Below are 25,340 nucleotides of genomic sequence, written 5' to 3'. Positions count from 1 at the left end.
TACTCACGACTTACCGTGGAACAACTCGCGCCCGATCAGCATGCGGCGGATTTCGTTGGTACCTGCACCGATTTCGTAAAGCTTTGCGTCGCGCAGCAGGCGGCCGGCCGGAAATTCGTTGATGTAACCATTGCCACCCAGTGCCTGGATCGCTTCAAGAGCCACCTTCACGGCGTTCTGCGAGGCATTGAGGAGGCAAGCGGCCGGGTCGATGCGCGACTTGAGGCCGCTGTCGAACTGCTGCGCCACCATGTATGCAAATCCACGCGACGACTGCAGCGCGGTGTACATGTCAGCCACCTTGGCCTGCATCATGCCGAACGTGCCGATGGGCGCATTGAACTGCTTGCGCTCGCGCACGTACGGCAACGTGAGGTCCATGGCGGACTGCATGATGCCAATGGGGCCGCCCGAGAGCACCAGGCGCTCGGTGTCGAGGCCGCTCATCAGTACGCGCACGCCTTCGTTGACTTCGCCGACGATGTTTTCAGCCGGGATTTCGCAATCCTCGAATACCAGCTCGCAAGTGTTCGAGCCGCGCATGCCGAGCTTGTCGAGCTTCTGCGCGGTGCTGAATCCCTTCATGCCCTTTTCGATGATGAAGGCCGTCATGCAGCGGCTGCCGGCGACACGGGGCGCGGTGCGCATGTAAACCAGCAGCACATCGGCGTCCGGTCCGTTGGTGATCCACATCTTCGAACCGTTGGCGACCCACACGTCGCCCTTGAGCTCGGCGCGGCAGCTCATCGAGCCCACGACGTCCGAACCGGCACCCGGTTCGCTCATGGCCAGCGCGCCGACGTATTCGCCGCTGCACAGCTTGGGGATGTACTTGCGTCGCTGGGTTTCGTTACCGTTGTGGTAGAGATTCTGCACGCACAGGTTGGAGTGGGCGCCATAAGAAAGGCCGACCGAACCAGACGCCCGGGAGATCTCTTCCATGGCGACCATGTGGGCCAGGAAGCCCATGCCGGTGCCGCCGTACTCTTCCGGCACCGTCATGCCAAGCAGGCCCATCTCGCCGAATTTGCGCCACAGGTCGGCCGGGAAATGGTTGTCGTGATCGATCTGGGTGGCGCGCGGCGCAATCTCCTTTTCCGCAAAGGCGTGCACGCTGTCGCGCAGCATGTCGATCTCGTCACCAAGGGGAAACGGGCGCATCGCTCACTCCGGGGGATGGGGTCCGCTATCGTAGCGCAGGGCGACCCTTCCCCCTTGGCGCGGTGCATCAAGCGGAGCGGAGCATCCAGGTAAACGTTATCGTGGCGCGGCTTGTGGACGGCATCACGCGGCAAACGTTGACCCGTTCATGGCATCGGCGCCCCCCGAAACTGTCCGATTGCGCAAACCCTTGCCAAGCCTCAAGCTTCGGCGCACCAAGAGGTGGGGACCCGGGGAGTATGGACACCAGAGGCCTGCTAGTGCTTCCGAGCTTGCTCGGAGGCCTCGTTACCCTGTTTGGATTTCGTGACACGGAGCCCGCGACGGGTTCCCGTGACGCCGTCGCGCATCTGGTGGTCACCCTGGGTGGCTTCAACCTGTCGCTGTTTGGCCGCGCGGCGCCTCGTGCGGCGGATGCCTGGCAACGCAACGCACTGCTGGCCGACGCCAGCTGCGTGACGGGCATGGGCGATATGCATGCCTGCGGAAGCCTGCTGTCGGCCGTGGATCTGCTGGCCTGGCATCGCAAGTTGTCGATCTACAGGGACGAGCGTCACGACGAACTGCGGCTTGGCAGTACGGGCGACTGCCTGGGCATGCATCTGCAGCGGTTGGTCAGCGACGATTGCATTGCCGTCACCGTCGTGATGGTCGCGCCGGGTTCCGGCGTCAGTCTCCACGCCCTTTCGGATGCGATGCGAGCGGTTAGCACATTGAAGTTCGTCGTGAGCCAGCAAACGCTGGAGCACTTCTGCAACGACGTGGCGTTGGCTTCGCAGCGCTTTCCCGTGCAACACGGGCACGCCGTGCTGCCGATCTGAGTGGCGAAGCCGCCGCGCGATGCGGCGGCTTCGTGGACCGTCTTACGGAATCTTGGCCAGCTTGGCTTTCATCTGCACGCCGGACATCAGGAAGCCCGCGTGGCATTCGTAGTTCTCGGCATCCTTGTATTCGACGTCGTCATAGTTGCTGACGATATCGATGACGGCATTGGCGCCCGCTTCCTTGGCCTCGTCCTGTAGCGCCGTGAGCACCGACTGCAAAACCCAGGCACACGACACGGCGTCTTTCTTGCCGAAGGCGTTGGTCTTGCGATTGGCCGACACGTGCTCCTTGACCACCTTGACCGAACCCTGCGGGGTATTGCCCGCGAGGTAGAACTTCACGCTACCGTCGATGTTGCCGTTCTTTTGCGCCTCGGCGACGACGTCGGCAAAGTTCAGATGAACGATGCGATCGGCGGCCATGCTGGCGACCGGCAAGGTGAGCAGCAGGGCGGCGAGAACAGTCTTGTGGACAGCATGCATGCGGTGGATCTCCTTAGGGTGGGTGCAGATGAGGCCCGTCCCTGCGAGACGGGCCTGAGGGAAAGCGTTTCAGCAGAGTCCGCCGTTGACAGCCAGCACCTGGCGCGTGATGTAGCCGGCCTCCGGGCTGACCAAAAAGGCGACGGCGGCGGCGACTTCGTCGGGTGATCCCATGCGCTGCATCGGAATCATGGCGAGGATTTCCTCCATGGGAAGGTCATCGCTGAGCATGTCCGTATCGATCAGGCCGGGGGCCACGCAGTTGACGGTGATCTTGCGCTTGGCCAGCTCGATGGCCAGGGCTTTGGCCGCGCCGATGACACCGGCCTTGGAGGCGCTGTAGTTCACCTGGCCACGATTGCCAATCAGGCCCGACACCGAGGTGATGCATACGATGCGTCCGGCGGCGCGCCGCCGGATCATCGGCATGATGAGGGGGTGCAGGACGTTGTAGAAACCATCGAGGTTGGTGCGCAGCACCTGGTCCCAGTCGTCGCTGGTGAGCGCCGGGAACGCGCCATCGCGGGTCAGCCCCGCATTGCAGACAACCCCGTAGTAGGCACCGTGCTCAGCCACGTCGGCTTCGAGCGCCTGCGCGGCAGCGGCCCGGTCGGAGATGTCGAACTGGAGGATGCGGGCTTCGCGCCCCAGTGCGCGGATGTCGGCCTCCACCGCCTCGGCTTCATCGCGGCGCGAACGGCAATGCAGGACGAGGTCATGGCCCGCATGCGCCAGGCGCAGTGCGATGGCGCGGCCGATGCCGCGGCTGGAGCCGGTGACCAGGATGGTTTCAGACATGGCGGATTTCCGGGTGGTCGGACTGGGCGAACAGCGTCGTGTCCTGTGGGCTGAATACGGTAAGACGGGCCTGGGCCCGGGCGCCAGCACCCGTGATTTCACAGGCGAATACGCCCATGCCGTCATCGTCGTTGAATTGGCGGGTGGCGGCGATGCGAAGCGTCGCATCGGCAGGGAAGGTGTCGGTGGTGCACTGGTAGCTGCGCGAACCCAGGAGAAAGCCCAGGCGCACCGGCTGGCCGGCATCGCGCGACTGGCAGCCCGACCATGCCGCGATCGCCTGGGCCATCAACTCGACACCCACCCAGGCAGGGAGGCTGCCATCCGGCGAGACAAAGGCGTCGCCCGAGCGCACGGCGCGGGTGCAGACAATGTCGTCCGGACCATAGGAAACGATGTCATCCAGAAGGATCATCTCGCCCGAATGGGGCAGCACGTCGCTGACCTGCCAGTGGTTCACGTCGCGTCTCCGAGGATGACGGCGGCATTATTGCCACCGAACGCAAAGGAGTTGCTCATCAGTCGGCGCACGCCTGTCGCGGGCAAGGCGCTGCCCACGTGGGTGAACGCAAGCGGTGGCAGTGTCGGATCGGCCTGGCCGTCCCATCGCTGCGGAGGAAGCCGGCGTTCATCCTGGCCATCGTTGAGGCTGAGCCAGCAAAAGGCGGCTTCCAGTGCACCGGCGGCGCCGAGCGTATGGCCCGTCATCGACTTGGTCGACGAGCAGGGCAGCGCGGCATCGAACAGGCGTGACACGGCCAGGCTTTCCATGGCGTCGTTCTGCTCGGTGGCCGTCCCGTGGAGATTGAGGTAATCGATGTCGCTGGCATTGAGCCCGGCATCGTCGAGCGCCGCCTGCATGGCCGCCTGCGCGCCACGCCCCTCCGGATCAGGGGACGACATGTGCCATGCATCGGAACTCGCGCCGCCGCCCAGCAACGCGATGCGGAAGGGTTCGCGTGTCATCAGGAAGACCGCAGCGGCTTCGCCGATATTGATGCCGCGACGATTGCGCGAAAACGGTTGGCATCGTCCGGAATCCATCGCTTCCAGCGCATGGAATCCGTTGATCGGCAGGCCGGCAAGCGTGTCGACACCCCCGCAGACGACGGCATCGCACAGGCCCATGCGCAACAGGCGTTGCGCGCTGAGCAGCGCGCGCGCGCCCGACGTGCAGGCCGTCGATATGCCGAAGCACGGCCCGGAGGCCCCAAGCCATTCGGCCAGGCATGCGGCCGGCGCACCCAGTTCCTGGTGGGCGTAGCGATAGTCGTCGGGCCATTGTCCCTGGGCGCGCCAGGCGGCAATACCCTGGCAGGCCTCATGGATGCCGGTGGTACTCGTGCCGATCACCACGCCGACCCTTGCCGGGCCATAAGCGGCGACGGCAGCGCGCAGTGGCGCTTCAATCTCCTGCGCGGCCGCCAGCAGCAGCCGGTTGTTCCGATTGTCGCGTGAGCCCGAAAGGTGCGCCGGCATCGCGGGTAACGGCACGCGCACCGCGCCCAGCGGCAGCTGCCGGCCCGGAACCCAGCCCGTCTCCTGACGGATGCCGCTGTCGTCACCGGCGAACAACGCCTCGGCCACGGCGCGCTTGCCCTCGCCGAGGGTGCAGATCACGCCGAGTTCGTTGAGGTAGGTCTGCATCAGGCGGCCTGCGGTTTCCAGGCAGCCACGTTGACGAGCGTTTCTTCGCGCTGGCCGGGCGGCGGCGGCGCGCGCAGGCCCCAGCGTTCCAACAGGCCGAAGTCGCGCGAGCGGCTCCACCAGAGGTACGGCAGCGACACGTGCCGGGCCTCGAAGCGGAATCCCTGTTCGCGAATCATGTCGAGGTATTCGTCGGCGCTCTTCTGGACTTCCATCGGATGGCGGAAGAACCAGCGGATCACCCAGGTATCAATATAGGCCCTGGTCGATTCGGCAAACAGCAACAGGCCGCCTGGCTTGAGGATGCGCCAGAACTCGGCGAGCGCACGTTCCTGCTCCACGAGATGATGGAACGTCTGGTGGCAGAACACGATATCCGCCGAGGCATCAGGCAGCTGGATGTTCGCGCAATCGGCAACCATCAACTCGACGCCGATGTTTTCGAGCGCGGCTTCGGCGCGCGAGAGTTCGATGCTGTGCGGGTCGGCGTCCAGGCCGATGAGCTTGTCGGGGGCGAAGGCTGTCGTGAGCCCTTTGAACGATCGACCCTGGCCGCAGCCGACATCGACGAGCGTGCCACCCTGGGGCAGGGGCTCGCCGATCAGTCGCTTGAGGTCGTTGATGGCGACGCGAAGGACATGGTGCTGCCAGGTGTGCGTGCGCAGGAACTTGAAGCCAAGGCGTGTTTCGGGGACGTAAGTGGGGCTGGCGTAGCGCATATCAGGCAGTCACTGGCGAGCCGTGGACCACGGCATGGGATGTGGAGTCGAGCAGCGAGTGGAGCTTCAGGCAATCCTCGACCGCATCGGTGAACACGCGCGGCGAGACCAGCTGCATGTCGCCGGCAAGGTTGACGGCGACCTGTACGGTGCTGGCGCGCGTCATGCGTTCGCCCGTGGCGACGTCGCTGATCAGGTAATTCACCTTAAGGCGGTTATGCCACTCCACCAGTTCGGCGCGCACGACGATCTTCTGGCCGAAGCGCGCAGCGCGTACGTAGCGCAGTTGCACGTCGATGACCGGCCACACGTAGCCGGCTTGCTTCATCTGCGTGTAGTTATGGCCGATGTGGTCCAGCAGCGCGCAGCGCGCGACTTCCAGGTACTTCACATAGTGTCCGTGCCACACCACATCCATCGAATCGACATCGAAGAAGGGCACGAGCACTTCGGTGTCAACGCTGATTACGCCGTTAGCGCGCATCCTTGTTCTCCACGTGCGGCGTTTGCCAATAGGGATAAAAATTGAACCACTGCTGCGGCGCTTCGAGGCACTGCGCCGCGAGTCGCTGTGCATAACCGGCTACCCAGGACTGGATCGCCTCATCGCGCTTGCCACGCGCCCATGCCGGCGCCGCCAGGTAGGGTTCCAGTTCGATGCGATAGCGACCGTCCACCTTGAGGCAGCAGATCAGGTTGACCGGGCATCGCAGCAGGCCTGCCATGAGCCACGGACCTTGCGGGAACGGCGCAGGATGGCCCAGGAAATCGACCGTGACGCAGCGTTCGCCATGCAACGGTACACGGTCGCCCGCAATCGCAAGCCATTCGCCGCGGTCAATGCGCTGGGCCAGGTCCATCATCAGTGCCGTATCCAGCTCCGTCACCTGGATCAGGCGCATGCGATGCTCGCCGGCCTCGCCCAGCAGTCGATTGAACTGGCTCACATGCTGGTTATGCACCAGTACGTTGAGTGGCACCTGTTCACCCAGCTCGGCCATCGCGCGACATACGTCGAGGTTGCCAAGATGAGTGCACACCAGGATCTGGCCGCGTCCTTCATGCTGGCTGGCCAGCAACTGCTGACGCACGCCGTGGGGGTCGCGCATATCGACCTGTTCGAGGCGCAGCGTTCCGTTCCAGACGTCAAGTCGATCGAGCAGGCATTCGGCGAAGGCCATGAACTGGCCGAAGACACGCCGGGTGGTCGGCTGAAGTTCCGGACGCCCGCTCCAGGTGGCCAGGCGCGTCTGATACTCGCGGATGGCGGCCCGGCCGCGCCGGCTCGACGCAAAAAAGTACAGCACGATCACATGCAGGAGGGGCGACAGCACGCGGCGTCCCAGCCGACGCGCGATCACCGCAGTGATCTTCATCAGGACAAAGCTGCCGCGCTCCTTCTGGCGGGCCCAGTGCGGCGCCGTGCTGGCGGCTTCAGTCATGGTCCTGACTCCAGGCAAAGCGACCGGACGCAAATTCCAGCTCGCCCTGCCGATAGGCGAACTGCAATCGCCGGCGCTCGACATGCCAGATCAGGTGAAGCTGCACGCGATCCTCCGGGCGGAGCAGGCGCTGGAACTTGAGCATCTCAAGCTGGCGGCAGGCTTCGGGCGTGCCGAGATGGCGTGCGCCGAAAGCGAGCGCCCACTGCAACTGGACAACACCCGGCAGCACCGGGAAATCCCTGAAGTGGCCAGCAAACCACGCCAGTTCGCGCGGCAAGTGAAGGTCGAGCGTACACGTCGAGCCGTCCGACTGGACGCCCAGTACGCGGGGCTCTCGCATGCCTTCGCCATCGTGGCGCTCTGAGGTCGTCATGTCGTCGTGCGGAGCCTTTTGCGCAGCAGCCATTCGCCGCCGAACAGCACGCCCATGATCATATAGACGATGAAGCCGTTATAGAGCGTCCACCAGTGCAGCGGTGCCCACAGCGTCAGTGCCGTTGACATGAGGCCATTAAAGATGAAGAAGCCGACCCAAACCCACGTGACCTTGCGCGTGTACGGGATGGCCTCCGGCGGCAGGTTCGGTTCGCGCACGCGTGCAATGCGTTCGACCATGGGCGGGCCAAAGCGAAGGCTGATGCCAAAGGCGAATAGCAGGAGCGCGCTGATCAAGGTCGGGTACCACTGCAGCATTTCCGACTCGCCGGTGAAAGCGAGCAGCGCGCAATAGGCGAGGGCGGCGGCGACCATCCAGCGACCGCCCGGCTCCTTCAGCAGGCCCGGTGCGCGGATCAGCCAGATGATGCCCAGCGCCACGGCAAAAATCGGCGTGGACACATGTTCCATGCCGAAGTAGACCAGGAACGGATACAACACCCCGATCATGGGAAGCAGCAGCTTCTTCATCGGTGAGCGATCCGTTGGTGGTCGAAGCGAGGCATCAGTTTGCGCATGCGGCGCGTTGCGATTCGACGAACGCGGCGAGCGTGGCGACGGTCGCGAAGTGCTGGCGGGCATCACGCGAGTCCGAGGCGATCTGGATCTCATAGCGCTTCTGCAGCGCCAGCGCCAGTTCCAGGGCATCCACGGAATCCAGGCCAAGACCCTCGCCGAACAGCGGCTGTTCCGGCGGAATGTCGGTGGGCTGGAGGTCTTCCAGGTTCAGGGTATCGATGATCAGTTGCGCGATATCGCGTTGCAGGTCGTTCATGGCGAAGCGAATTCCTTGGCGTAGAGGTGGTGCAGGTGATCGTTGAGACGGCGGGAGGCTATCGGCATGGGTCCCTCGGCGCTGAAACGCGCCGGATCGATGTCTGCGCCCACGCGAAGGCGCACATGGAAACGTCGGTCGGGGATGCGGTACCAGGGTTCGGCCTTGGTCAGCGTGCTCGGCGTAACGGAGATGAAGACCGGCGTCACGATCTTTGCGCCGCGCATGGCGATCGCCGCCGCGCCGCGATGAAAGACCGGCGTCTTGCCGGGTGTCGTACGGGTGCCTTCGGGAAAGACGATCAGCGTCTGGCCCTCGCGCAGCACGTCAGCCGCCTCCTCAAGCATCTCCGGGCTGCCGCTGTTGCTGATGTACTCGGCGGCATGCACCGGTCCGCGCATGCAGGGGTTGCGCCAAAGGCTCTGTTTGACGATGCAGTTGGCATCGCGCATCTGAGAACCGAGCAGGACCACGTCGATCAGCGAAGGGTGATTGGCGACGACGAGCTGGCCAGGGCGACCCAGCCTCTCCGCGCCCACCACCTCGAAGGTCAGCACGCCGGTGCGGTACATGAACTGCACGTGCATGTGGAAAGCCAGGCGAATCACCGCGCGCACACGCTTGCGCCGAACGATGTGATCACCAGGCAACAGTGAAATCACAGGGAAAATCAGGACGCGCAGGACGATGCCGCCCAGTCCGAAGAACAGGAAGCTCAGCGCCGTGGCGATCAGGCGCCACAGGTAAAAGTCAGTGCGCCTGACCTTCAGGCGATCGGCTGCCAGATCCATTGACGGGTTTTCCATGGGTGTTCCAGTACGGAAGGCGAAGTGAGCAGTACGCGAAGCACGTTAAGTGCATGGGGCCACACTGGCCTGGTTGCGTCGCTCGTCGATGTTCGAAGCGCCAGTCGCCAATGCCCCTCGGGTGACTGGCCGGCCTTTTCACGGCGAGTGACGCGCAGGGCGACAGCGTAGGAAAACGGCACGTCATCGATCCAGCCGTCGTAAGCGGCAGGTGGCCGCTCCTCGGTCATGATGACAATGACGGACGGCGCACCGGCGTCGATCATGAGGGCGGCTTCGAGCATGGCGTGCTCGAACGTATCGCCTTCCCCGGCAATGGCACTGGCCTCGGCATGCTGTCCGCGTAGCAGCGACCACTGGCCGGCGATCGCGTTGTGCACCGAAAGGCCGAACTGCGTGGGTGAAAGCGGCTGGCCGTCGCCGACGTCTGAAAGCAGCGCGAAGGTGCGTTGTGTTTCGCCGTGTCGCGATGCAAAGACGAGCGGCAATTGCTCATCTTCGCCGCAGAGCGGCCACGCGACTTCCAGCGCCATGCGTGCCATGCGGCTCAGGCGGCGGCGCTGCATGGGCGGCAGGAATTCGCATGCTGGCTGCTCTCCGTTGTCCTGCGGTGTCCACGGTCGATGGGCCCAGGCCTGCCACCGTTCGCTGCTGTCCAGGGATGGCGCCCAGGCTCGCCACTGCGCGATATGCAGATCGATCATGCGTCCGCCCCACTCGGTGCGCGCAACAACAGCGAAGCGCAGCTGCCGCCGAAGCCGAAACTGTTGGAAAGCACGCTGCGCGTAACGCGCTCGACGTTGGCAGCCAGCAAGGGGGCTTCGGCAAAGGTGGGATCGGCGTGGATGACGGGCGATCCTGCGCTGAGAAATCCATGCCGCATCATGAGCAGACTGGCGATGGCGTCGATGGCACCGGCGGCGCCGGGCGCATGGCCCACGAGGCCTTTGATCGACGAAAATGCGGGAACTGCCTGGCGGCGTCCGGCGAAAACCTTGGCCATGGCCTCCCACTCCACCCGGTCGCCCTGGGGTGTCGAGCAGGCGTGCGCGTTGATGTACTCAGGCGCATCATCATGGCCCAGCAGCGCTTCGTGCATGGCCTGGGCGAGACCCTCGATACCGGGTCCCACCATGTTGCCCGCATCCGTGGCGGCGCCATAACCGGCGATCTCTCCAAGAATGCGCGCGCCACGCGCCTGCGCATGCGCCTCGGATTCCAGCACGAGCACACCCGCGCCGGCGGCCAGCACGATGCCGTCGCGAGCGAGGTCATAAGGGCGTGAGGCGCGTTCGGGGTCATCGTTGCTGGCGACGGACAAGGCGCCCATGGCATCGAACCAGAGCGCAGTGGTGTCGTGCAGCTCTTCGCTGCCACCGCAGATCACCACATCCTGCTTGCCGAGCTGGATCAGTTCCATGGCCTGGCCAATGGCGTGTGCACCACTGGTGCAGGCGGCGCTGATCACATGGCTGCGGCCGCCGATGCCGAAAGCGTGCGCAAGGCCGGCGGCCAGCGCGCTGCTCATGCCGCGCGGAACGATGTACGGGGAAAGCCGATGCGCACCGCGCTCGCGGAAACTGTCGAGCGCCGCCTCATGTTCACTCAACGCCGCTCCGCCACCCATGACCAAGCCACAACGAGGCGACCGCAGGACGGCATCGCCGAGTTGCGACTGGGCCAGCGCTTCGCGCGTCGCCTGCCAGGCATACCACGTGTTGGCGGGGACGAAGCGACGCAGCTTGCGGTCGGGGTCGTCCAGCTGATGCGTATCGACAGGGCCGCCGACGTGGCAACGCATGCCCAGGTCGGCGAGTTGCGACATGTAGCGAATGCCGCTGCGGCGCTCGCGCAACGCCGACAGCAGGGCGTCGTTGCCGACACCGGCGCACGACACCGAGCCCGTGCCGGTAACGACGACGCGGGGCAGGGTGGCCGTGGTGCGGTTCGAGCTCACGCTTCGTGCGCCTTGAAGATCAGCGAAGTGTTGATGCCGCCGAACGCAAAGTTATTGTTCATGACATAAGACGTGCGCAGCTGGCGGCCTTCGCCAGTGACGTGATCAAGCGCGGCGCATTCGGGGTCAGGATGGGTGAGGTTGATCGTCGGCGCGAACCAGCCATCACGCATCATTTCGATCGCCCACCACGATTCGAGGGCGCCGCAGGCGCCGAGCGTGTGGCCGACGTAGCTCTTCATTGAACTGATCGGTGTCTGCGTGCCCATGACGGTCGCCGTCGCGTGGCTTTCGGCCACGTCGCCGCGATCGGTCGCCGTGCCGTGCGCGCTGATGTAACCGATGTCGCCTGGCGCCAGGCCGGCGTCGTTCAGCGCCATGCGCATGGCCATGGCCATCGTCTCGGCCGTCGGCTGCGTTATGTGGCTGCCATCGGAGTTGGTGCCGAAACCCACGATCTCCGCGTAGATGCGCGCGCCGCGCGCCATGGCGTGTTCGTAGTCTTCCAGCACAAGCGTTACGGCACCTTCGCCAACGACCAGGCCATCGCGCTTCGCGTCGAACGGCCGTGGTGTCATCGCGGGATCGTCATTGCGCGTGCTGGTGGCGAACAGCGTGTCAAACACCGCTGCACCCGGACCGGACAGTTCCTCCGCGCCGCCGCAAAGCATCAGCGTCTGCTTACCTTGCTGGATGGCCTCGTAGCCGTAACCAATGGCCTGGCTGCCCGACGTGCACGCACTCGACGTGGGCACGATACGGCCCTTCAGGCCGAGGAACACGCCGACATTCACGGCCGTCGTGTGCGCCATCATCTGGATGTAGCTGGTCGCCGTCACGCCCTGCATCGAACCGGTCGCGAGCATGTTGCCCATGGCGCGGAACGGCTCGACGCTGCCACCGGACGAGCCATAGGCCACGCCCATGCGGCCATCGGTGACGGATGCATCGTGGCGCAGACCGGCATCGTCCAGCGCGCGTTCGCTTGCGGCGACCGCCAGTTGCGCAACGCGGCCCATGGACCGGACCTGCTTGCGCGGCCAGTTCGGCAGGACAAAGTCGTCGACCGGACAACCCAGTCGACCATTGAGGGCATCGAAGTAATCCCATTCGTGCATGTAACGCACGGCGTTGCGGAACGTCTTCAGGCGATCGCGAATCGTGGCCCAGTCATGACCGAAGGGCGTGACGCCACCGATGCCGGTGATCACCACGCGGCGTGGCGTCTTGATGGGTGCAGGGAGGATGGGTGTGGTCATGCGTTCGTGTCGTGTTCGGTGACGGGCGTGGCGATCGGTACGCAGATCACCGTGAAGCCGATGCCCAGCAAAAGTGTGATGCCGAAGTGTTGCAGCGCTGGCAGCGTGCTCAGGGAAAGCAGGCCGAACGACAGCCACGCCGTCAGCGCCGAAAGCAGTACGCCCGCGAAGGACGCGCCGGGGCGGTGGCGGACATGCGGCTCGCCTTCACGCAGGAAAACGGCGTAGTTCGCGCCGACGCCGAGCACCAGCATCAGGGCCATCCAGTGGAACAATGTCAGCGGCTGTCCCAGATAGCCCAGTGCCGAAAGGCTCAGTCCCATGCCCAGGACGGACGGCGCGAGCACGCGCCAGGCACCGCGGCGATACCGCCAGGCAAAGACCAGCCCGACCAGGGCAGTCGCGGCGAGCAGCCAGCCGCTGGCCAGGCGGCGATAGCGGCCGAACAGGTCGCTGACGCTCGCCGGCTTGTCGACCAGCTCGACGCCTTCCAGCCCATCCGCTGCGGCGCCCAGCAGAGCGACATCCGTCGCTCCCTGGGGCAGCACGATGCTGGCCACGCCTTCGGCGCCGCCATCCAGCCAGAGATCACGGAAGGGGACGGCAATCGGCCACGTCAGCCAGTCGCGCAGGCGCAGCGACGTGCCGGGCCACGCGGCCAGATAAGCATCAACCACACCGGGCTTGAGGCCTGCCCCGGTGAGCGTCGTGCGCAGGTTGCCGGTATCGACGAAGAAGGGCTTCAGCAAGGCGTGATCGGCGCGCTGGCGCTCAAGTGACGGAACCATGCTGGCAAGGCCGGTCCAGCTCTCGAGCGCTCCTTGGTTCACCATGGCCTGCAAGCGCACAGCCAGGGCTTCCTCGCGCTGCAGGACTTGTTCTTCATCCAGGCCATGGACCAGATAAAACTGGCTGCCATTGCCCAGGCCGGTGATGTCACGGATGTGGCTTTCCTGCGCCTGCAGTTCAGGGGGAGGGGAGACCAGCAAGTGGATGTCGTCGTCGTGACCCAGGCGCCACCAGCCCGGCGCAGCGACCACCAGAAGGATCAGGGCAAGCACCCCTCTGCGCTTGCCTGAGGTCAGCGCGACGACACGCCGTTGAAGATGATGCGCCAAGGTCACCAGACTGACGGACATCGGACGTCGCGCCGGACCTTGCAGCAAGGCCGGCAGCAGCCAGAAAACGCTGAGGCAGGCGGCCAGCATGCCGACGACCGCGAAGCAGGCCATCTGGCGCAGGGCCGGGAAAGGCATCGCGGCAAGCAGGCTGTAGCCCAGTACGGAGGTAGCCAGCGCCAGCCACAACGCCGGGCGAACCTGGCGAAGTCCGTCGAGCGGACGCCACGTCGCGCCGGCATGGGAGCGCGCGCACAGGTACTGGATGGAATAGTCGACGGCCTCGCCCAGCAGGGCCGCGCCGAAAACCAGGGTCAGCAGATGGATCTGCCCGAAGACGAGCAGCGTGACGGTCAGCGCGCAGACCACGCCCATCGCCGTGGAAAGAAAGGCCACCCACAGCGGACGGACTGAACGGAAGGCCCAGAGCAGGAGCAGGGCAATGCCCGCCGTGGAGACCACGCTGACCAGATGCACGTCACGCTCGGCACCGGCGCGCGCTGCAGCGGCGTAGAACACCGCGCCCGTCCGCGACATCGTTACGTCCGGGAACTGCTGGCGCATTGCGATCGAGGCGCGCTCCAGGGCGGCCAGCGATGCACGCTGGATGCCATCGTCGTACGACGAGCCATGCAGGTTGGCCATGACCAGCACGTAGGTCAGATCGCCGCGATGTGCCGTCAGCAGATCATCCTCGGGCATCAATGGCGAGCGGGTCCAGGGCGCGCCGTCGAGCCAGTGCTGCATCCAGCCGAAGGGGTCGTCCTGCAGCCGGATGCCCACGCCCGCAAGGAAGGGCTCGTTCAGGCGCTTGGCGAGTGCTTGCGCGGGATCAAAGCCGGCCCGGACCAGCGAGGCGCGATCCTGGTCATTCAACAACTGGAACCGGTGCGCGAGATAGGGCGCAAGCATGGCTTCCAGATCAAAATCCGGCAATTCAGCCACGACCGACGAAAAAGCCGGGTCGGCACCAAGCTGCTTGCCGAGCAGGCGCGCCGCCGCCCTGGCGTGTTCGTCGTCGGTGCTTTCCAGAAGCAGCACCATGCGATCGCCGTTGGCGTGTGCAAGGCGATCGACCGCCATCTCCGCCATCGGATGACGTTCCGTCGGTGGAAGCATGGCCAGCAGATCCGTCTGGATCGGCGACTCACCGCGCCCGAACAGCAGCCTTCCGCCAAGGCAGGCCACCATCATAACGGCGACCGCAAACACGGCGGCCCGCACGCGCGGCGACACGACGTTCACGGGGGCATACCCAGCGCGCGCTGTTCTGGAACCGTGAGGGGGCCGGCGTCACGCGTCTCGACGAACTGAATATGCGTGGATTCGCCGCTTTGCATATCCACCTGGATCTTTTGCAGGAACGTGTCGCCGCGCAGTTCGATCTTGCGCAGCACGCGCGCCATGCGCGATTGGCGTGGGGTGAAACGCAGCGTCCATTGCTGGAGACTGCCTTCTGCTTCCACGGAAAACTGGCGCAAGGCATCGTCGGGCTGGCCGGCGAGCAAGCCATCGAGCATCTGCGACACCTGCGCCACGCCCCGATCGCTGCTCGCCGAGAGCGGGTGGCCCTGCTCGTCGACGCGCGACGAGCGCCCGTGAGTCAGGGCTATGGTTTCAACATAAGGCGCCTGTACTTGCCAGAGCATGCCCTGGCCCGTCACGAAGAGCAGCTGTCCTCGGCTCACCTGTGGCTGCGCGAGGGCCGGGTTTTCGCGTGTCTGAGTGAAAGCCGCGCGTACCTGCGCATGCTGGCCCAGTTGCGCCACGACCTGGTGCAGCAGGTCCGGTTCGTTGGCGTGGGCAACGGCAACCATCGCCAGCAAGGCGAAGACGATGGCGATCAGGTGGCGCATGCGGGCTCCGGTCGGCGCCACTTGCGCCACAGCAGCATCGGCATGCGCGCAAGCATGCCCATCAACAGGCGCGTATGCATGGCCGAGATGCGTATGTTGTCCCGCCACATGCGGAAATGGGAAAGGCCGTTTTCGGGATAGATCACCCGGGTCGGCAGGTTCCGCACGGGTACGCCGCGCCAGATGAGGCGCACCGCTGCCTCGGTGTCGAAGTCCATGCGCGCGGGAAACGGCTTGCGGCGGATTTCGGCGCAGGTGGCTTCGAGCGGGTACAGGCGATAGCCGCACATCGAATCGGCGAGCGCCGTCGACAGGGTTTCGATCCACACGCACACGTGCGTGACATAGCGCCCGTACAGTCGTCCTTTGGGCACCGAATCATCGTAGATCGGCTTGCCACAGATCATGCCGGCGGGGCAGGCGCGCGCTTCGGCAAGAAAGCGGGGCACGTCATCCACCTGATGCTGCCCATCGGCATCGATCTGCAGCGCGTGGGTGTGGCCGCGTTCCTGCGCTGCCAGCAATCCGGTTGACAGGGCACGGCCCTTGCCCTGGTTGTGCGGGAGACGCAGCAGGGTCATGCCCTCGGTGCGCCGGGCCAGGTCATCAAGGACGATGCGCGTGGCCTCGTTGCTTCCATCATCCACCACGATCACGGGCAGGCCATGCGCGCGCAGTGACGTCACCGTCTGCGCGATGGTGTCCTTGTGGTTATAGATCGGGACGATGGCGCAGGGAAGGATGGATCCCGCCAGCGATGTGTACGACGACATGGGAGAGGTCCGCCGCTCAGCGGTCGAGCAGCGCCTTGACGGTGTCGACCACATCGCTCACCGTGCGTACGCTCTTGAAGTCTTCAGGCTTGATGCGGGTGCCAGTCATATCCTGGACCTGGATTGCCAGGTCCACGGCATCGATACTGTCCAGCTCCAGATCCGTGAACAGGTGGGCCGACGTGGTGACACGGGCCGGGTCGATCTCGAAGGTGTCGTGCAGCACCTGACGCAGACGGGCAAGGATCTCCTCGTCGCTGATGCCGTTAGCCATGATCGTGCTCATAAATCCCTGTTCTCATGCATGGGGTACGTCCGTGTCGCGTCGGTTGAGGCTTCCAGCGTTCTTGTCGACTGGATGGCCCTCCCCGCCACAGCCAACAGCGGGGCCCGACGGCGTTTCAACGAACGCAGCCGTTTGATCGTTGTTTCCTGGAGCTTCAAGCCGCCGGGGCGGCTCCCCTTCGGGTATCGCCTTTGTAGGCAAAGCCTTACAGCGTTCACATACCGTGGACGCAGTTTACCAGAACTGTCCTACAGGTAAGTCTGACGAAGGCGATGCCCGGGTATCGGCCGATCCGGATAAAACCGTAGGCCAGGGATGGGTCCGTTTCGTGACGGAATCCGGTAGGAGGGGGGCGAATCGGCGTTCCCTTTTGGCCCGGGCTGCGAGCCGGGCTGCGGGCCAGGAACGGGTGATGGCGTCGATTGCGGATGAGAGTCACTCGCATTAATTCGGGGGCTCATGTGGGGCTCTCACGGATCTGCTCAGACGTTGTCCGTCAGCCTGTCGGTTTAGACGCACACACCAAGGCACTTTGTCCGATGGCGCGAAGGGCTCGCGCTTCGATGGATGATCGACGTCGCCATGCGAAGTATCTCCGTCGAATCGTCGGATCGAAGAAGTGTCGCGGGACGGAAACGCGCCGGCAGCGCGAAGGCATCTCGACATCGCGTAGGCATGCAGTGATGTAAATCAACGTCGATCCGTTTCCACGGATCACAATCGTCCGGCGACAGAGCGCGCGCAGACCGTCACGAAACTTCACAGAGCGATGTGGAAAGCAGGTGCTTTCCGCAGCTCTGTCGTTTTTTTCTGCGTTCGCTGTTTGCCGTCAACGATGCATGGCATCGCGATTCAGTATTGGCTTTTGGAGAGATCACTCGTGCACACGCGGAAGTGCGACATACAACCTTTGGAAGAATCGACCATCACGATCTACATCGATGACCAGCCGGTAAGAGCGGCGGCCGGCGAGATGGTACTGGGCGTGCTGAGCGCCATGGGCCGGCGCAAGATTTCAATCAATGCGAATGGGACGGCGATCGGAGCGTATTGCTTCATGGGGGTCTGTCATTGCTGTCTTGTGGAGATCGATGGCAAACCGCGACGACGCGCATGTCAGACGCCCGTCGCCCCGGGTATGCGCATCGTCACCTTGCGCCGGCCGACCTGGCTCGGGGTGTTGCGATGACCGCCCCGGTGGTCATTGTCGGGGCCGGTCCGGCTGGCATGGCAGCCACCGTGACTCTGGCGCGACACGGCGTGAGGAGCGTGATCGTCGATGAAGCGCCACGCGTGGGAGGCGTTGTCTATCGCGGACCGCTGCGCGAAGGCGTCTCACTGGACTACCTGGGCGCGCGTTATCGCAAGCGCATGCAAGCGTTGCATGCCGAGTTCGGCGCATCGTCCGATTTCGTCGACGTGCGTCTGGGACGGCGCGTAATTGGTGGCCACGCAGGGCGCGATGGCCATGGTCACCTTCAGGCATGGAGCCGCAGCAACGACTGCATCGAGCATCTGGCCTTTTCGCAAGCCTTGCTCAGTCCGGGTTGCCATGAACGCAGTGTGCCGTTTCCAGGCTGGACGCTTCCCGGTGTCATGTTGCTGGGCGGCATGCAGCTGCAGATCAAGAGCTTCGTCACGCGACCCATGGGTTCGACGGTGCTGGTCGGCACGGGTCCCTTGCTTCCGCTGGTTGCATGCCAGCTCGTGCGCGCCGGATGCAAGGTCGAAGGCATTTTCGAATCAAGCCCATTCCATCGCATGGCACGCCAGGTCCGCGCCCTGATGCAGCAACCTCAGACCATGCTCGACGGCATGACCATGCTCGCGTATCTCCGCATGCGTGGCGTGCCGCTGCACTATGGCTGGGGCATTGTCGATGCGCAGGGGGATGCTTCGTTATCGGCGGTACGGGTGGCGCCCTATGACCTCCAGTGGCGTGCCGACCTGACGAAGGCGGTAACCATCGAGGCGGCCTCGCTGGGCGTCGGCTACGGGTTCATTCCGCGTACGCAGATCACGCAACAGTTTGGGCTCGATCACGGCTACGACGGGCTTGGCGTATTCCGACCTGTGGTCGACGACTGGCAACGCAGCAGTCAGTCGGCGGTCCACGTCGCCGGTGACGCTGGCGGCCTGCGCGGGGGCGATGCTGCCCTGCTGAGCGGGCGCATAGCAGCGCTATCGATCCTGTGCCAGCGGGGTGTGCTGAGTGACGAAGAAGCTTCCGCGATGCGCGCGCCCATGCTTCACAAGATGAAAGCCATCGGGCAGTTCCGCGAAGGCATTAACGATTTCACGCGCCGCGGTGCGGGGCAGCTTTCGCTGGCGCAGGCGGACACGATCATCTGTCGCTGCGAAAACGTGACTCGTGGCGATGTCGATCGCGCTATCGACCAGGGTGTCACGGATCTCGTCAGTCTGAAAATGCGCACGCGCGCCGGCATGGGCGACTGCCAGGGAAAAATGTGCGTGGGTTATTGCAGCGACCGTTTGCGGATGCATTCGGGAAAGCAGGACGTCGGTTGGATTCGCCCGCGCTTTCCGCAGGATCCCGTGCCGTTCTCGGCGTTTGCGTCGCCGGTGGGCAAGGGAGCCGTCGCATGAATTTCGACGTGATCGTCGCGGGTGGCGGCGTCATTGGCGCTTCGTGTGCCTACCACTTGTCACGTCGGCGCGACTTGCGCGTTGCACTGGTTGACTACAAGCGACCGGGCAACGCCTCGCGCGCATCGGCGGGTGGGCTTTGGGCCATTGGGGAATCCGTCGGCCTGGGCTGCGGAGTCATTTTCTTTCGAAAACTGCGAGCCGGGCTGCACGCAGCGTCGGATCAGTCCCGTCTGGTGAGCGCCGATGCCCCGCATATCCTGCCGAAGTCGTTCTTCGATTTCGCGCTGGCGTCCAATGCGCGCTACCCGGCGCTGTATCGCGAGCTCAAGGACGAGCACGGGATGGATTTCAAGTTTGAGCGCACGGGCCTCAAGTATGTCATCTATGACGATGAGGACCGGCGCTATGCGGAACATATCCACGCCAGCATTCCCCATCTCTCCGACGAAGTGTGCTGGCTGGATCAGGTGGCGTTGCGCACCGAGGAACCCTTCATCAATCCCGAAGCCCAGGGTGCGCTTGAGTTTCTTTGCGATCATCAGGTCAATCCGTTCCGGCTGACCGATGCCTATACCGAAGGTGCGCGGCGTCAGGGCGCCACGGTGCTGTACCACACGGATGTCGTCGACGTCCTGAAAGTGGGGTCGCGTGTCACAGGCATCCGGACGGCATCCGGCAAGACGCTCTCGTGCAACGTGCTGATCAATGCGGCCGGTGCGTGGGCATCGGACCTGTCAGTGATGGCCACCGGGGTGCCGATTCCGGTCAAGCCGGTGAAAGGGCAGATCGTGTTGTCCGAACGCCTGCCGCGCGTCATTCGTGGCTGTCTTTCCACCAGCGACTGCTATATCGCGCAGAAAGACAATGGCGAAGTCCTGATCGGCAGCACCACCGAGGACAAGGGTTATGACGTCTCGACGACCTATCCGGAAATTGCCGGACTGGTACAGGGCGCGCTGCGTTGCCTGCCTGGATTGAGCGACCTGCACGTCAAACGCACATGGTCGGGCCTGCGGCCCGGGACGCCGGATGAGTTGCCGATCCTGGGCAGGGCGGATGGCGTCGATGGCTACTTGCACGCCTGTGGTCACTTCCGGACGGGCATCCTTACGTCGGCCATCACCGGGGAGATCATCGACGCTCTGGTGCACGACGAAATGCCGCCTGTGGACATCGACGCCTTTGCTGCCAGCCGGTTTGCCTGATGGCATGAGGGCACAAAAAAACCTCCCCGACTTTCATCGGGGAGGTCTTCAAGACGCTTGCAACAGGCGCGATTACTGACCGCGCATGCGACCGGCAAAGCGCGGAGCGCCATTGCCCATGTGCGGCAGCTTGATCTTGCCGATGGCCGAGATGCGCTCTTCGGCCAGGCGATCGGCGGCCTTGTAGGTCGGCACGTTCTGGGACTTGGAGATCTCGAAGATGCGGCCGAGGTTGTAATAGATCGTGCGCATCATGCGCATGGCGCGCTCGCGATTGTAACCGTCGATTTCCAGCGACACGTTCATCACGCCACCGGCGTTGACGGCGTAGTCCGGTGCGTAGAGCACGCCACGACGGGTCAGTTCGTCGCCGATCGAGTCGGTGGCGAGCTGGTTGTTGGCGGCGCCGCAGATGATCTTCGCCTTGATGCGGTCGATGGTCTGCTCGTTGAGCGTGCCACCCAGTGCGCAGGGCGAGTACACGTCGGCGTCGACGTCGTAGATTTCGTCCAGGCCCACGGCTTCGCAGCCCAGCTCATCGACGCAGCGCTGCACGGCGTCCTTGTTGATGTCGGTGACGAACACCTTGGCGCCCTGTTCGCGCAGCAGCTTGATGAACTCGCTGCCCACGTGGCCGCAGCCCTGCACGGCGTAGCTGTACTTGCCCACGTCTTCGTTGCCGTGCTTGACCTGCAGCGCGGCCATCAGGCCCTGCAGCGTGCCGAACGCGGTGAACGGCGACGGGTCGCCCGAACCGCCATGCACCTGGTGCACGCCGGTGACGTATTCGGTTTCACGGAACACGTATTCCATGTCGTTGACGTCGATGCCCACGTCTTCGGCCGTGATGTAACGACCGTTGAGCGAGTTGACGAAGGTGCCGAAAGCGCGGAACAGCGCTTCGGACTTGTCCTTGCTCGGGTCACCGATGATCACGGCTTTGCCGCCGCCCAGGTTCAGGCCGGCCACGGCGTTCTTGTACGTCATGCCGCGCGACAGGCGGAGCACGTCGTTGACGGCATCCTGCTCGGTCTTGTACGGCCACATGCGCAGACCGCCGAGTGCCGGACCCAGCACCGTGTTGTGGATCGCGATGATGGCCTTGAGGCCAGCGTCCTTGTTGTGGCAGAAGACGACTTCTTCGTGACCCGTATTGGCGATGGTTTCGAAAATCATTGGAACGGTGACTCCACGTTTGGCGTTTGCCCTGGGGTCGGGCAGGCGCGGGATGGAGGCGGGGAGGATCCAGTGCGACCCCGCCAGGGGCGAACTCAAGGCTTTCAAAAGTCATCGCCCCGACCGAAGGCGGGGCGATGAATCAGTCCATAAGTTTAGCCAAACGTTGGGTGAGTCGCTGTTGCGGCGCAGCAGGGCGACCTTAGCGGCCCCAGTACCCGTCGTGGAAGCGCCAGTCGTTGCCGCGGTGCTCCCAGCGCGCCGGGCGATAGACGTAGCCTGGGCGGGCGCCCGCCCAGCGACCCGGAACCCAGACATGACGGTGCGCGTAGGGGCTCCAGTTCCAGTAGCCCTGGACCCAGACATAGCCCGGACGCGGTGGCGGCACCACCTCGTAGCGCGGCGGCGGCGGGGCGACGCCGATCTGCACGGAGACACTGGTGCGCGCACTGGCAGCAGGTGCATAGGCGGCGCCCGAGGCGGCCAGGGCAAGGGCGGCGAGGACAGCGAACTTCGATGCAGACATGGGCGTTTCCCGTAGCGCCGCGGAATGCGGCGGTTGCACGGGAAAACGGTCGTTCCGACCGGCGTGTTGACCGCTCGCTTCCGCGGCGTTTAGCCGTGGGATGGCAAGGCGAGGGGAGCGGTTCAGCCAGGGCGCTTACATCTTGCAGTCGGGGGCGTGTCCGTTGGCGCGCGCCGATTCATAGACCGGCATCAGTTGCTGCGCCTGCTGGTTCAGGGCCTGCGCGCGATTGCCGGAGGATGGGTGCGTGGAAAGAAAGGCCGGTGGCTTGCTGCCACCCTGCGCACCCATCTTGTCCCACAAGGTGACCGCGGCGCGCGGGTCGAATCCTGCTTGCGCCATGTAGCGCTGGCCCAGCGTGTCGGCCTCGCTTTCCTGGATGCGCGAGAACGGCAACAAGATGCCGACTTCCGCGCCGAGCCCGAGCGCCGCCGCCGTGTAGCCGGCGTTCGTGCCCTGGCTTGCGGCGTAGGCGGTGCCGGCGACGACCACGGCCTGGGTGGCCATGTTGTCGGACACGCGTTCGGCACCATGGCGCGCGACAACGTGCGAGAGCTCGTGTCCGAGCACGACGGCGAGCTGGTCCTGGTCGGTGGCCACTTTGAACATGCCGCGATTCACGCCGATGCGGCCGCCGGGCAGGGCGAAGGCATTGGCCGTGTCGTCGCCGACGATCTGCACTTCCCAGGGCTGGGTATTCCACGGCGGCGGGAGCACAGCGATCAAGGCGTTCGCCACGCATGAGGCGTAGGCGCGTTCGCGAGGCGCATCGACGAACTTGCCTTCCTTGCGCATGTCGTTGAATGCCGCAAGCCCCATCTGGGACATCTGGCCGTCCGACACCATCATCAGCTGCGACCGCCCGGTGGGCGAGGTGGCGCAACCGCCCAGGCTGGCGAATGCCGCGGCGAGGAGGGCGAGTTTCAGTCGCATGATGCTTCCTTTCGAGTGACCCGTGGCCGCAAGAATACCTCTCGCACACGTCGCGAGACGGTCGTGGCGACGTTTGGCGTGTCACGGTCCCGGGGCGCTTGGCGGGGGTCTTCGAGAGGGACTATAAAAGAACGAACGGTCGTGCTATTTTGCCAACCCATGAGCGAAACCGTCTCCCCCGGCAAGCGCGCCGTTACTCGCGACCTGATCCTGGACCAGGCCTATGCCATGGCCTGCCAGGACGGCGTCGAAGGCCTGTCCATTGGAACCCTGGCTGCTGCCGTGGGCATGTCCAAAAGCGGCGTCTTCGCCCACTTCGGTTCACGCGAAGACCTGCAACTGGCGGTCCTGGAAAGCGGTGCGCGCCGTTTCATGGCGCATGTGCTCGTACCCGCCCTGACGCAGCCCCGGGGCATCGAGCGCCTGCGCAGCATGATCGGGCACTGGTGCGAGTGGGGTCACAAATACAAGCGCGGCTGCGTCCTTCTTTCGGCCACCAGCGAATACGACGGGCGCGACGGCGCCTTGCACGACTGGGTGGTGCGCATGCAGGCGGGCTGGCGTGGCGAGCTGGAGAAGGCCATCGCATTTGCCAAGGCCGAAGGCCACCTGCGCGGCGATACGGATGAAGGCCAGCTCGCCTTCGAGATTTACGCGTTGATGCTCGGCCTGCATCACGACGCGGGCCTGTTCGGCATTGAGCAGGCGCGCAAGCGCACGGACGCTGCGGTCCAGCGCCTGCTGGCCAGTTACGAACCCTGATCGGAGCCATCCCCATGCCACGTACGCATCGCTCCACGTCGAAGTCCCATGCCTCCATGGCACTCAAGCTTGGCGCCATTCGCGCCACCTTTGCCGTCGGCGGCCGGCTGGCGCCCAAGCGCACGGTCAATCGCGCGGCCCGGCTCTTTGCCACGCCCTTTGCCAGCAGTCGTGCGCGGGCACGCGCCGCCAGGCCTGATGCTGACATGCAGCGCGGGTCGATCCGTCGTGATGGCGAAACGATCGCGACCTACACCTGGGGCGATCCTGCCTCGCAGCCCTACGTCTTGCTGGTGCACGGCTGGTCGAGTTTTGGACTGCGCTTTTTGCCCTGGATCGGGCATTTGCGCGCCCTCGGCTACGCCGTCGTCAGTTTCGACCAGCCCGGCCACGGCAACAGCACCGGTCGCCTCTGCACCCTGCCGGATTTCATCGCCACGATTCGTGCCATCGGGCAGGCCTTCGGGCCGGCGGAGCTCGCGATCGGGCATTCGCTGGGTGGCGCCGCGCTGGCGCTGGCGCAGGATGAGTCGTGGTCAGCGCGCCGGTTGATCCTCATCGCGCCTGCGGCGGACATGGAGGCGGCAGCAGGGCGTTTCCTGCGCTTCGTACGGCTGGGTCAGCATCTGCGCAGCTCGTTCATGGCCTGGCACGAGCGCCGCACCGGCGTGCGCGTGGCGGATCTCCAGGTACATCGGCGCCTGCCGGCATTGGGGCAGGAAGGTCTCGTGATTCATGACCTCGATGACACTGACGTGCCTTGGGAAGAGGGCGAGCGTTATGCGCGCTACTGGACAGGCTCGCGCCTGCTGACCACCCAGGGGCTGGGTCATCACAAAGTGCTGGATGCACCGGAAGTCATCGAAGCCACGCTGGCCTACCTGCGGGGTGAACGGGTGGGCGACCGGGTCGTGGCATCACCCAATCTGCCGTTCGGCGTGGCCTGACCAGGAAGGTTGAGTCGGCTGATGCGGCGCCAACCGCGCCGCGTCGGTGGCCATGTCGATCTGGCGTCGGGCCGTTCGTCGTTGAGGCGAGAGATAACTCTATTGCCCTCACCGAAGGAGTGGACCATGTTCGCCAAGCCGTACACCGCCCTGCATGCCCTGGGGCTGTCATCGATGCTGCTGGTACTGGCCAGCGGTTCGCACGCCGACAGCGCCACCTACGTCATCGATCCGATGCACACCTATCCGAGTTTCGAAGCCGACCACATGGGCGGCCTTTCGGTATGGCGCGGGAAGTTCGACCGCACCAGCGGCAAGATCACGCTGGATAAGGCTGCCGGGACGGGCACCGTGGATATCGACGTGGATACGACGAGCATCGACTTTGGGTTGCCCGACATGAACAAGTCGGCGAACGGCGACGAGCTGTTCAATACCGTGAAATTTCCCAAGGCTCACTACAAGGGCACGCTCGCGAATTTCGTGCATGGCGCACCGACGCAAGTGAAGGGTGAGCTGACCATGCACGGCGTCACGCGTCCGCTGGACCTGGAAATACGTTCGTTCAAGTGCATGCCGCATCCGATGTATAAGCGCGAGGTATGCGGTGCGGATGCCTATGCGACCTTCAAGCGCGATGCATTCGGTTTGGACGCGGGCAAGGACTATGGCTTCAGGATGGATGTGCAGCTGCGCATCCAGGTCGAAGCGCTTGCGGAAGAGACAAAGGCGGCTGGCAAGCAAGGATGATCGCGATTCCCGTCGGGGCTTGATGCATCGACGGAAATCGCGCGTCAGTCGGTGTTTCGCCATCCCGGGCGAAACACCGGCGACCTTCG

Annotated in this window: 29 protein-coding genes; 7 read left to right on the top strand and 22 right to left on the bottom strand. The window is 64.6% G+C overall.

The annotated features are described in order from the left end of the window. Positions 1–3 precede the first annotated feature (3 nt). Positions 4–1,161: an isovaleryl-CoA dehydrogenase gene (locus tag EYV96_RS06400; protein WP_131150612.1), complete on the bottom strand. Its 1,158-nt coding sequence runs from the start codon at positions 1,159–1,161 to the stop codon at positions 4–6. 239 nt (positions 1,162–1,400) lie between these two features. Between EYV96_RS06400 and EYV96_RS06395 the strand changes: the two genes are divergently transcribed. After that, the gene (locus tag EYV96_RS06395; protein WP_131150611.1) at positions 1,401–1,982 is read left to right on the top strand and encodes a WapI family immunity protein; all 582 of its coding nucleotides are present in this window, start codon (positions 1,401–1,403) and stop codon (positions 1,980–1,982) included. 42 nt (positions 1,983–2,024) lie between these two features. Here the strand turns inward: EYV96_RS06395 and EYV96_RS06390 are convergent, their stop codons facing one another. From EYV96_RS06390 to EYV96_RS06305, 18 genes are all read right to left on the bottom strand, one after another. Further along, a complete protein-coding gene (locus tag EYV96_RS06390) occupies positions 2,025–2,468 on the bottom strand; it encodes an excinuclease (RefSeq protein WP_131150610.1) in 444 nt (147 codons plus the stop codon). 69 nt (positions 2,469–2,537) lie between these two features. After that, on the bottom strand, positions 2,538–3,266 hold the full coding sequence (gene fabG / locus EYV96_RS06385; RefSeq protein ID WP_131150609.1) for a 3-oxoacyl-ACP reductase FabG: 729 nt from the start codon (positions 3,264–3,266) through the stop codon (positions 2,538–2,540). Further along, complete coding sequence (locus EYV96_RS06380) at positions 3,259–3,726, bottom strand: hotdog family protein (protein WP_131150608.1); 468 nt, start codon at positions 3,724–3,726, stop codon at positions 3,259–3,261. Before EYV96_RS06380 ends, fabG begins: the two co-directional genes overlap by 8 nt. Further along, positions 3,723–4,913: a beta-ketoacyl-[acyl-carrier-protein] synthase family protein gene (locus EYV96_RS06375; protein ID WP_131150607.1), complete on the bottom strand. Its 1,191-nt coding sequence runs from the start codon at positions 4,911–4,913 to the stop codon at positions 3,723–3,725. Before EYV96_RS06375 ends, EYV96_RS06380 begins: the two co-directional genes overlap by 4 nt. After that, entirely contained in the window at positions 4,913–5,632 is a 720-nt protein-coding gene (locus EYV96_RS06370) for a class I SAM-dependent methyltransferase (RefSeq protein WP_131150606.1), read from the bottom strand. Before EYV96_RS06370 ends, EYV96_RS06375 begins: the two co-directional genes overlap by 1 nt. A gap of 1 nt (position 5,633) precedes the next feature. Then, positions 5,634–6,116: an acyl-CoA thioesterase gene (locus tag EYV96_RS06365; protein ID WP_131150605.1), complete on the bottom strand. Its 483-nt coding sequence runs from the start codon at positions 6,114–6,116 to the stop codon at positions 5,634–5,636. Next, the gene (locus tag EYV96_RS06360) at positions 6,106–7,074 is read right to left on the bottom strand and encodes a lysophospholipid acyltransferase family protein (protein ID WP_131150604.1); all 969 of its coding nucleotides are present in this window, start codon (positions 7,072–7,074) and stop codon (positions 6,106–6,108) included. The genes EYV96_RS06365 and EYV96_RS06360 overlap by 11 nt, the downstream gene beginning before the upstream one ends. Continuing rightward, positions 7,067–7,450, bottom strand: a complete 384-nt coding sequence (locus EYV96_RS06355) for an ApeI family dehydratase (protein ID WP_240732357.1) — start codon at positions 7,448–7,450, stop codon at positions 7,067–7,069. Before EYV96_RS06355 ends, EYV96_RS06360 begins: the two co-directional genes overlap by 8 nt. After that, positions 7,447–7,983: a COG4648 family protein gene (locus EYV96_RS06350; RefSeq protein ID WP_131150603.1), complete on the bottom strand. Its 537-nt coding sequence runs from the start codon at positions 7,981–7,983 to the stop codon at positions 7,447–7,449. The genes EYV96_RS06355 and EYV96_RS06350 overlap by 4 nt, the downstream gene beginning before the upstream one ends. A 34-nt stretch (positions 7,984–8,017) precedes the next feature. Next, entirely contained in the window at positions 8,018–8,287 is a 270-nt protein-coding gene (locus EYV96_RS06345) for a phosphopantetheine-binding protein (protein WP_131150602.1), read from the bottom strand. Then, positions 8,284–9,093: a lysophospholipid acyltransferase family protein gene (locus EYV96_RS06340; protein ID WP_240732356.1), complete on the bottom strand. Its 810-nt coding sequence runs from the start codon at positions 9,091–9,093 to the stop codon at positions 8,284–8,286. Before EYV96_RS06340 ends, EYV96_RS06345 begins: the two co-directional genes overlap by 4 nt. Further along, positions 9,054–9,797, bottom strand: coding sequence for a beta-ketoacyl synthase chain length factor (locus tag EYV96_RS06335; protein ID WP_131150601.1), 744 nt, complete (start codon positions 9,795–9,797; stop codon positions 9,054–9,056). The genes EYV96_RS06340 and EYV96_RS06335 overlap by 40 nt, the downstream gene beginning before the upstream one ends. Continuing rightward, a complete protein-coding gene (locus EYV96_RS06330; protein ID WP_131150600.1) occupies positions 9,794–11,050 on the bottom strand; it encodes a beta-ketoacyl-[acyl-carrier-protein] synthase family protein in 1,257 nt (418 codons plus the stop codon). The genes EYV96_RS06335 and EYV96_RS06330 overlap by 4 nt, the downstream gene beginning before the upstream one ends. After that, positions 11,047–12,309: a beta-ketoacyl-ACP synthase gene (locus EYV96_RS06325; protein ID WP_131150599.1), complete on the bottom strand. Its 1,263-nt coding sequence runs from the start codon at positions 12,307–12,309 to the stop codon at positions 11,047–11,049. The genes EYV96_RS06330 and EYV96_RS06325 overlap by 4 nt, the downstream gene beginning before the upstream one ends. Beyond that, positions 12,306–14,672, bottom strand: coding sequence for an MMPL family transporter (locus EYV96_RS06320; RefSeq protein WP_240732355.1), 2,367 nt, complete (start codon positions 14,670–14,672; stop codon positions 12,306–12,308). The genes EYV96_RS06325 and EYV96_RS06320 overlap by 4 nt, the downstream gene beginning before the upstream one ends. Beyond that, on the bottom strand, positions 14,669–15,283 hold the full coding sequence (locus EYV96_RS06315; RefSeq protein WP_131150598.1) for a LolA family protein: 615 nt from the start codon (positions 15,281–15,283) through the stop codon (positions 14,669–14,671). Before EYV96_RS06315 ends, EYV96_RS06320 begins: the two co-directional genes overlap by 4 nt. Then, positions 15,271–16,056, bottom strand: coding sequence for a glycosyltransferase family 2 protein (locus EYV96_RS06310; RefSeq protein ID WP_131150597.1), 786 nt, complete (start codon positions 16,054–16,056; stop codon positions 15,271–15,273). The genes EYV96_RS06315 and EYV96_RS06310 overlap by 13 nt, the downstream gene beginning before the upstream one ends. A 16-nt stretch (positions 16,057–16,072) precedes the next feature. Further along, positions 16,073–16,342, bottom strand: a complete 270-nt coding sequence (locus EYV96_RS06305) for an acyl carrier protein (RefSeq protein ID WP_205746101.1) — start codon at positions 16,340–16,342, stop codon at positions 16,073–16,075. Between the two features lie 880 nt (positions 16,343–17,222). On the opposite strand from EYV96_RS06305, the gene EYV96_RS06300 reads away from it, so the two are divergent. From EYV96_RS06300 to EYV96_RS06290, 3 genes are read left to right on the top strand one after another with little or no spacing between them, the layout of a single operon-like run. Continuing rightward, on the top strand, positions 17,223–17,531 hold the full coding sequence (locus tag EYV96_RS06300; RefSeq protein WP_240732354.1) for a (2Fe-2S)-binding protein: 309 nt from the start codon (positions 17,223–17,225) through the stop codon (positions 17,529–17,531). After that, positions 17,528–18,949: an FAD/NAD(P)-dependent oxidoreductase gene (locus EYV96_RS06295; RefSeq protein ID WP_131150595.1), complete on the top strand. Its 1,422-nt coding sequence runs from the start codon at positions 17,528–17,530 to the stop codon at positions 18,947–18,949. The genes EYV96_RS06300 and EYV96_RS06295 overlap by 4 nt, the downstream gene beginning before the upstream one ends. Then, on the top strand, positions 18,946–20,157 hold the full coding sequence (locus EYV96_RS06290; protein WP_131150594.1) for an NAD(P)/FAD-dependent oxidoreductase: 1,212 nt from the start codon (positions 18,946–18,948) through the stop codon (positions 20,155–20,157). The genes EYV96_RS06295 and EYV96_RS06290 overlap by 4 nt, the downstream gene beginning before the upstream one ends. A 72-nt stretch (positions 20,158–20,229) precedes the next feature. On the opposite strand, the gene EYV96_RS06285 is transcribed toward EYV96_RS06290, so the two are convergent. The 3 genes from EYV96_RS06285 to EYV96_RS06275 form a co-directional block, all read right to left on the bottom strand. Beyond that, on the bottom strand, positions 20,230–21,333 hold the full coding sequence (locus EYV96_RS06285; protein WP_131150593.1) for a Glu/Leu/Phe/Val dehydrogenase dimerization domain-containing protein: 1,104 nt from the start codon (positions 21,331–21,333) through the stop codon (positions 20,230–20,232). Between the two features lie 202 nt (positions 21,334–21,535). After that, on the bottom strand, positions 21,536–21,859 hold the full coding sequence (locus tag EYV96_RS06280) for a YXWGXW repeat-containing protein (protein WP_131150592.1): 324 nt from the start codon (positions 21,857–21,859) through the stop codon (positions 21,536–21,538). A gap of 135 nt (positions 21,860–21,994) precedes the next feature. After that, complete coding sequence (locus tag EYV96_RS06275; protein ID WP_131150591.1) at positions 21,995–22,792, bottom strand: M48 family metallopeptidase; 798 nt, start codon at positions 22,790–22,792, stop codon at positions 21,995–21,997. Positions 22,793–22,951: 159 nt separating this feature from the next. Between EYV96_RS06275 and EYV96_RS06270 the strand changes: the two genes are divergently transcribed. From EYV96_RS06270 to EYV96_RS06260, 3 genes are all read left to right on the top strand, one after another. Continuing rightward, the gene (locus EYV96_RS06270; protein ID WP_131150590.1) at positions 22,952–23,554 is read left to right on the top strand and encodes a TetR/AcrR family transcriptional regulator; all 603 of its coding nucleotides are present in this window, start codon (positions 22,952–22,954) and stop codon (positions 23,552–23,554) included. A gap of 14 nt (positions 23,555–23,568) precedes the next feature. Continuing rightward, complete coding sequence (locus tag EYV96_RS06265) at positions 23,569–24,501, top strand: alpha/beta hydrolase (RefSeq protein WP_240732353.1); 933 nt, start codon at positions 23,569–23,571, stop codon at positions 24,499–24,501. A gap of 126 nt (positions 24,502–24,627) precedes the next feature. Beyond that, positions 24,628–25,251 (top strand): YceI family protein, encoded by a 624-nt coding sequence (locus tag EYV96_RS06260; protein ID WP_131150589.1) that lies wholly within the window; start codon positions 24,628–24,630, stop codon positions 25,249–25,251. The last annotated feature ends 89 nt before the right edge of the window (positions 25,252–25,340 follow it).

The sequence above is a fragment of the Dyella terrae genome (assembly GCF_004322705.1).
Taxonomy (GTDB): domain Bacteria; phylum Pseudomonadota; class Gammaproteobacteria; order Xanthomonadales; family Rhodanobacteraceae; genus Dyella_D; species Dyella_D terrae.
This window is presented reverse-complemented; position numbering and strand designations above follow the sequence as displayed.

What these genes read in the sequence shown, in the direction of transcription:
- EYV96_RS06375 (WP_131150607.1), bottom strand. Translation starts at nt 4,913, where the DNA reads ATGCAGACCTACCTCAACGAACTCGGCGTGATCTGCACCCTCGGCGAG.
- fabG (WP_131150609.1), bottom strand. Translation starts at nt 3,266, where the DNA reads ATGTCTGAAACCATCCTGGTCACCGGCTCCAGCCGCGGCATCGGCCGC.
- EYV96_RS06345 (WP_131150602.1), bottom strand. Translation starts at nt 8,287, where the DNA reads ATGAACGACCTGCAACGCGATATCGCGCAACTGATCATCGATACCCTG.
- EYV96_RS06400 (WP_131150612.1), bottom strand. Translation starts at nt 1,161, where the DNA reads ATGCGCCCGTTTCCCCTTGGTGACGAGATCGACATGCTGCGCGACAGC.
- EYV96_RS06295 (WP_131150595.1), top strand. Translation starts at nt 17,528, where the DNA reads ATGACCGCCCCGGTGGTCATTGTCGGGGCCGGTCCGGCTGGCATGGCA.
- EYV96_RS06335 (WP_131150601.1), bottom strand. Translation starts at nt 9,797, where the DNA reads ATGATCGATCTGCATATCGCGCAGTGGCGAGCCTGGGCGCCATCCCTG.
- EYV96_RS06270 (WP_131150590.1), top strand. Translation starts at nt 22,952, where the DNA reads ATGAGCGAAACCGTCTCCCCCGGCAAGCGCGCCGTTACTCGCGACCTG.
- EYV96_RS06370 (WP_131150606.1), bottom strand. Translation starts at nt 5,632, where the DNA reads ATGCGCTACGCCAGCCCCACTTACGTCCCCGAAACACGCCTTGGCTTC.
- EYV96_RS06310 (WP_131150597.1), bottom strand. Translation starts at nt 16,056, where the DNA reads ATGTCGTCGTACACATCGCTGGCGGGATCCATCCTTCCCTGCGCCATC.
- EYV96_RS06285 (WP_131150593.1), bottom strand. Translation starts at nt 21,333, where the DNA reads ATGATTTTCGAAACCATCGCCAATACGGGTCACGAAGAAGTCGTCTTC.
- EYV96_RS06355 (WP_240732357.1), bottom strand. Translation starts at nt 7,450, where the DNA reads ATGACGACCTCAGAGCGCCACGATGGCGAAGGCATGCGAGAGCCCCGC.
- EYV96_RS06395 (WP_131150611.1), top strand. Translation starts at nt 1,401, where the DNA reads ATGGACACCAGAGGCCTGCTAGTGCTTCCGAGCTTGCTCGGAGGCCTC.
- EYV96_RS06325 (WP_131150599.1), bottom strand. Translation starts at nt 12,309, where the DNA reads ATGACCACACCCATCCTCCCTGCACCCATCAAGACGCCACGCCGCGTG.
- EYV96_RS06350 (WP_131150603.1), bottom strand. Translation starts at nt 7,983, where the DNA reads ATGAAGAAGCTGCTGCTTCCCATGATCGGGGTGTTGTATCCGTTCCTG.
- EYV96_RS06305 (WP_205746101.1), bottom strand. Translation starts at nt 16,342, where the DNA reads ATGAGCACGATCATGGCTAACGGCATCAGCGACGAGGAGATCCTTGCC.
- EYV96_RS06365 (WP_131150605.1), bottom strand. Translation starts at nt 6,116, where the DNA reads ATGCGCGCTAACGGCGTAATCAGCGTTGACACCGAAGTGCTCGTGCCC.
- EYV96_RS06390 (WP_131150610.1), bottom strand. Translation starts at nt 2,468, where the DNA reads ATGCATGCTGTCCACAAGACTGTTCTCGCCGCCCTGCTGCTCACCTTG.
- EYV96_RS06275 (WP_131150591.1), bottom strand. Translation starts at nt 22,792, where the DNA reads ATGCGACTGAAACTCGCCCTCCTCGCCGCGGCATTCGCCAGCCTGGGC.
- EYV96_RS06265 (WP_240732353.1), top strand. Translation starts at nt 23,569, where the DNA reads ATGCCACGTACGCATCGCTCCACGTCGAAGTCCCATGCCTCCATGGCA.
- EYV96_RS06360 (WP_131150604.1), bottom strand. Translation starts at nt 7,074, where the DNA reads ATGACTGAAGCCGCCAGCACGGCGCCGCACTGGGCCCGCCAGAAGGAG.
- EYV96_RS06315 (WP_131150598.1), bottom strand. Translation starts at nt 15,283, where the DNA reads ATGCGCCACCTGATCGCCATCGTCTTCGCCTTGCTGGCGATGGTTGCC.
- EYV96_RS06340 (WP_240732356.1), bottom strand. Translation starts at nt 9,093, where the DNA reads ATGGAAAACCCGTCAATGGATCTGGCAGCCGATCGCCTGAAGGTCAGG.
- EYV96_RS06260 (WP_131150589.1), top strand. Translation starts at nt 24,628, where the DNA reads ATGTTCGCCAAGCCGTACACCGCCCTGCATGCCCTGGGGCTGTCATCG.
- EYV96_RS06280 (WP_131150592.1), bottom strand. Translation starts at nt 21,859, where the DNA reads ATGTCTGCATCGAAGTTCGCTGTCCTCGCCGCCCTTGCCCTGGCCGCC.
- EYV96_RS06290 (WP_131150594.1), top strand. Translation starts at nt 18,946, where the DNA reads ATGAATTTCGACGTGATCGTCGCGGGTGGCGGCGTCATTGGCGCTTCG.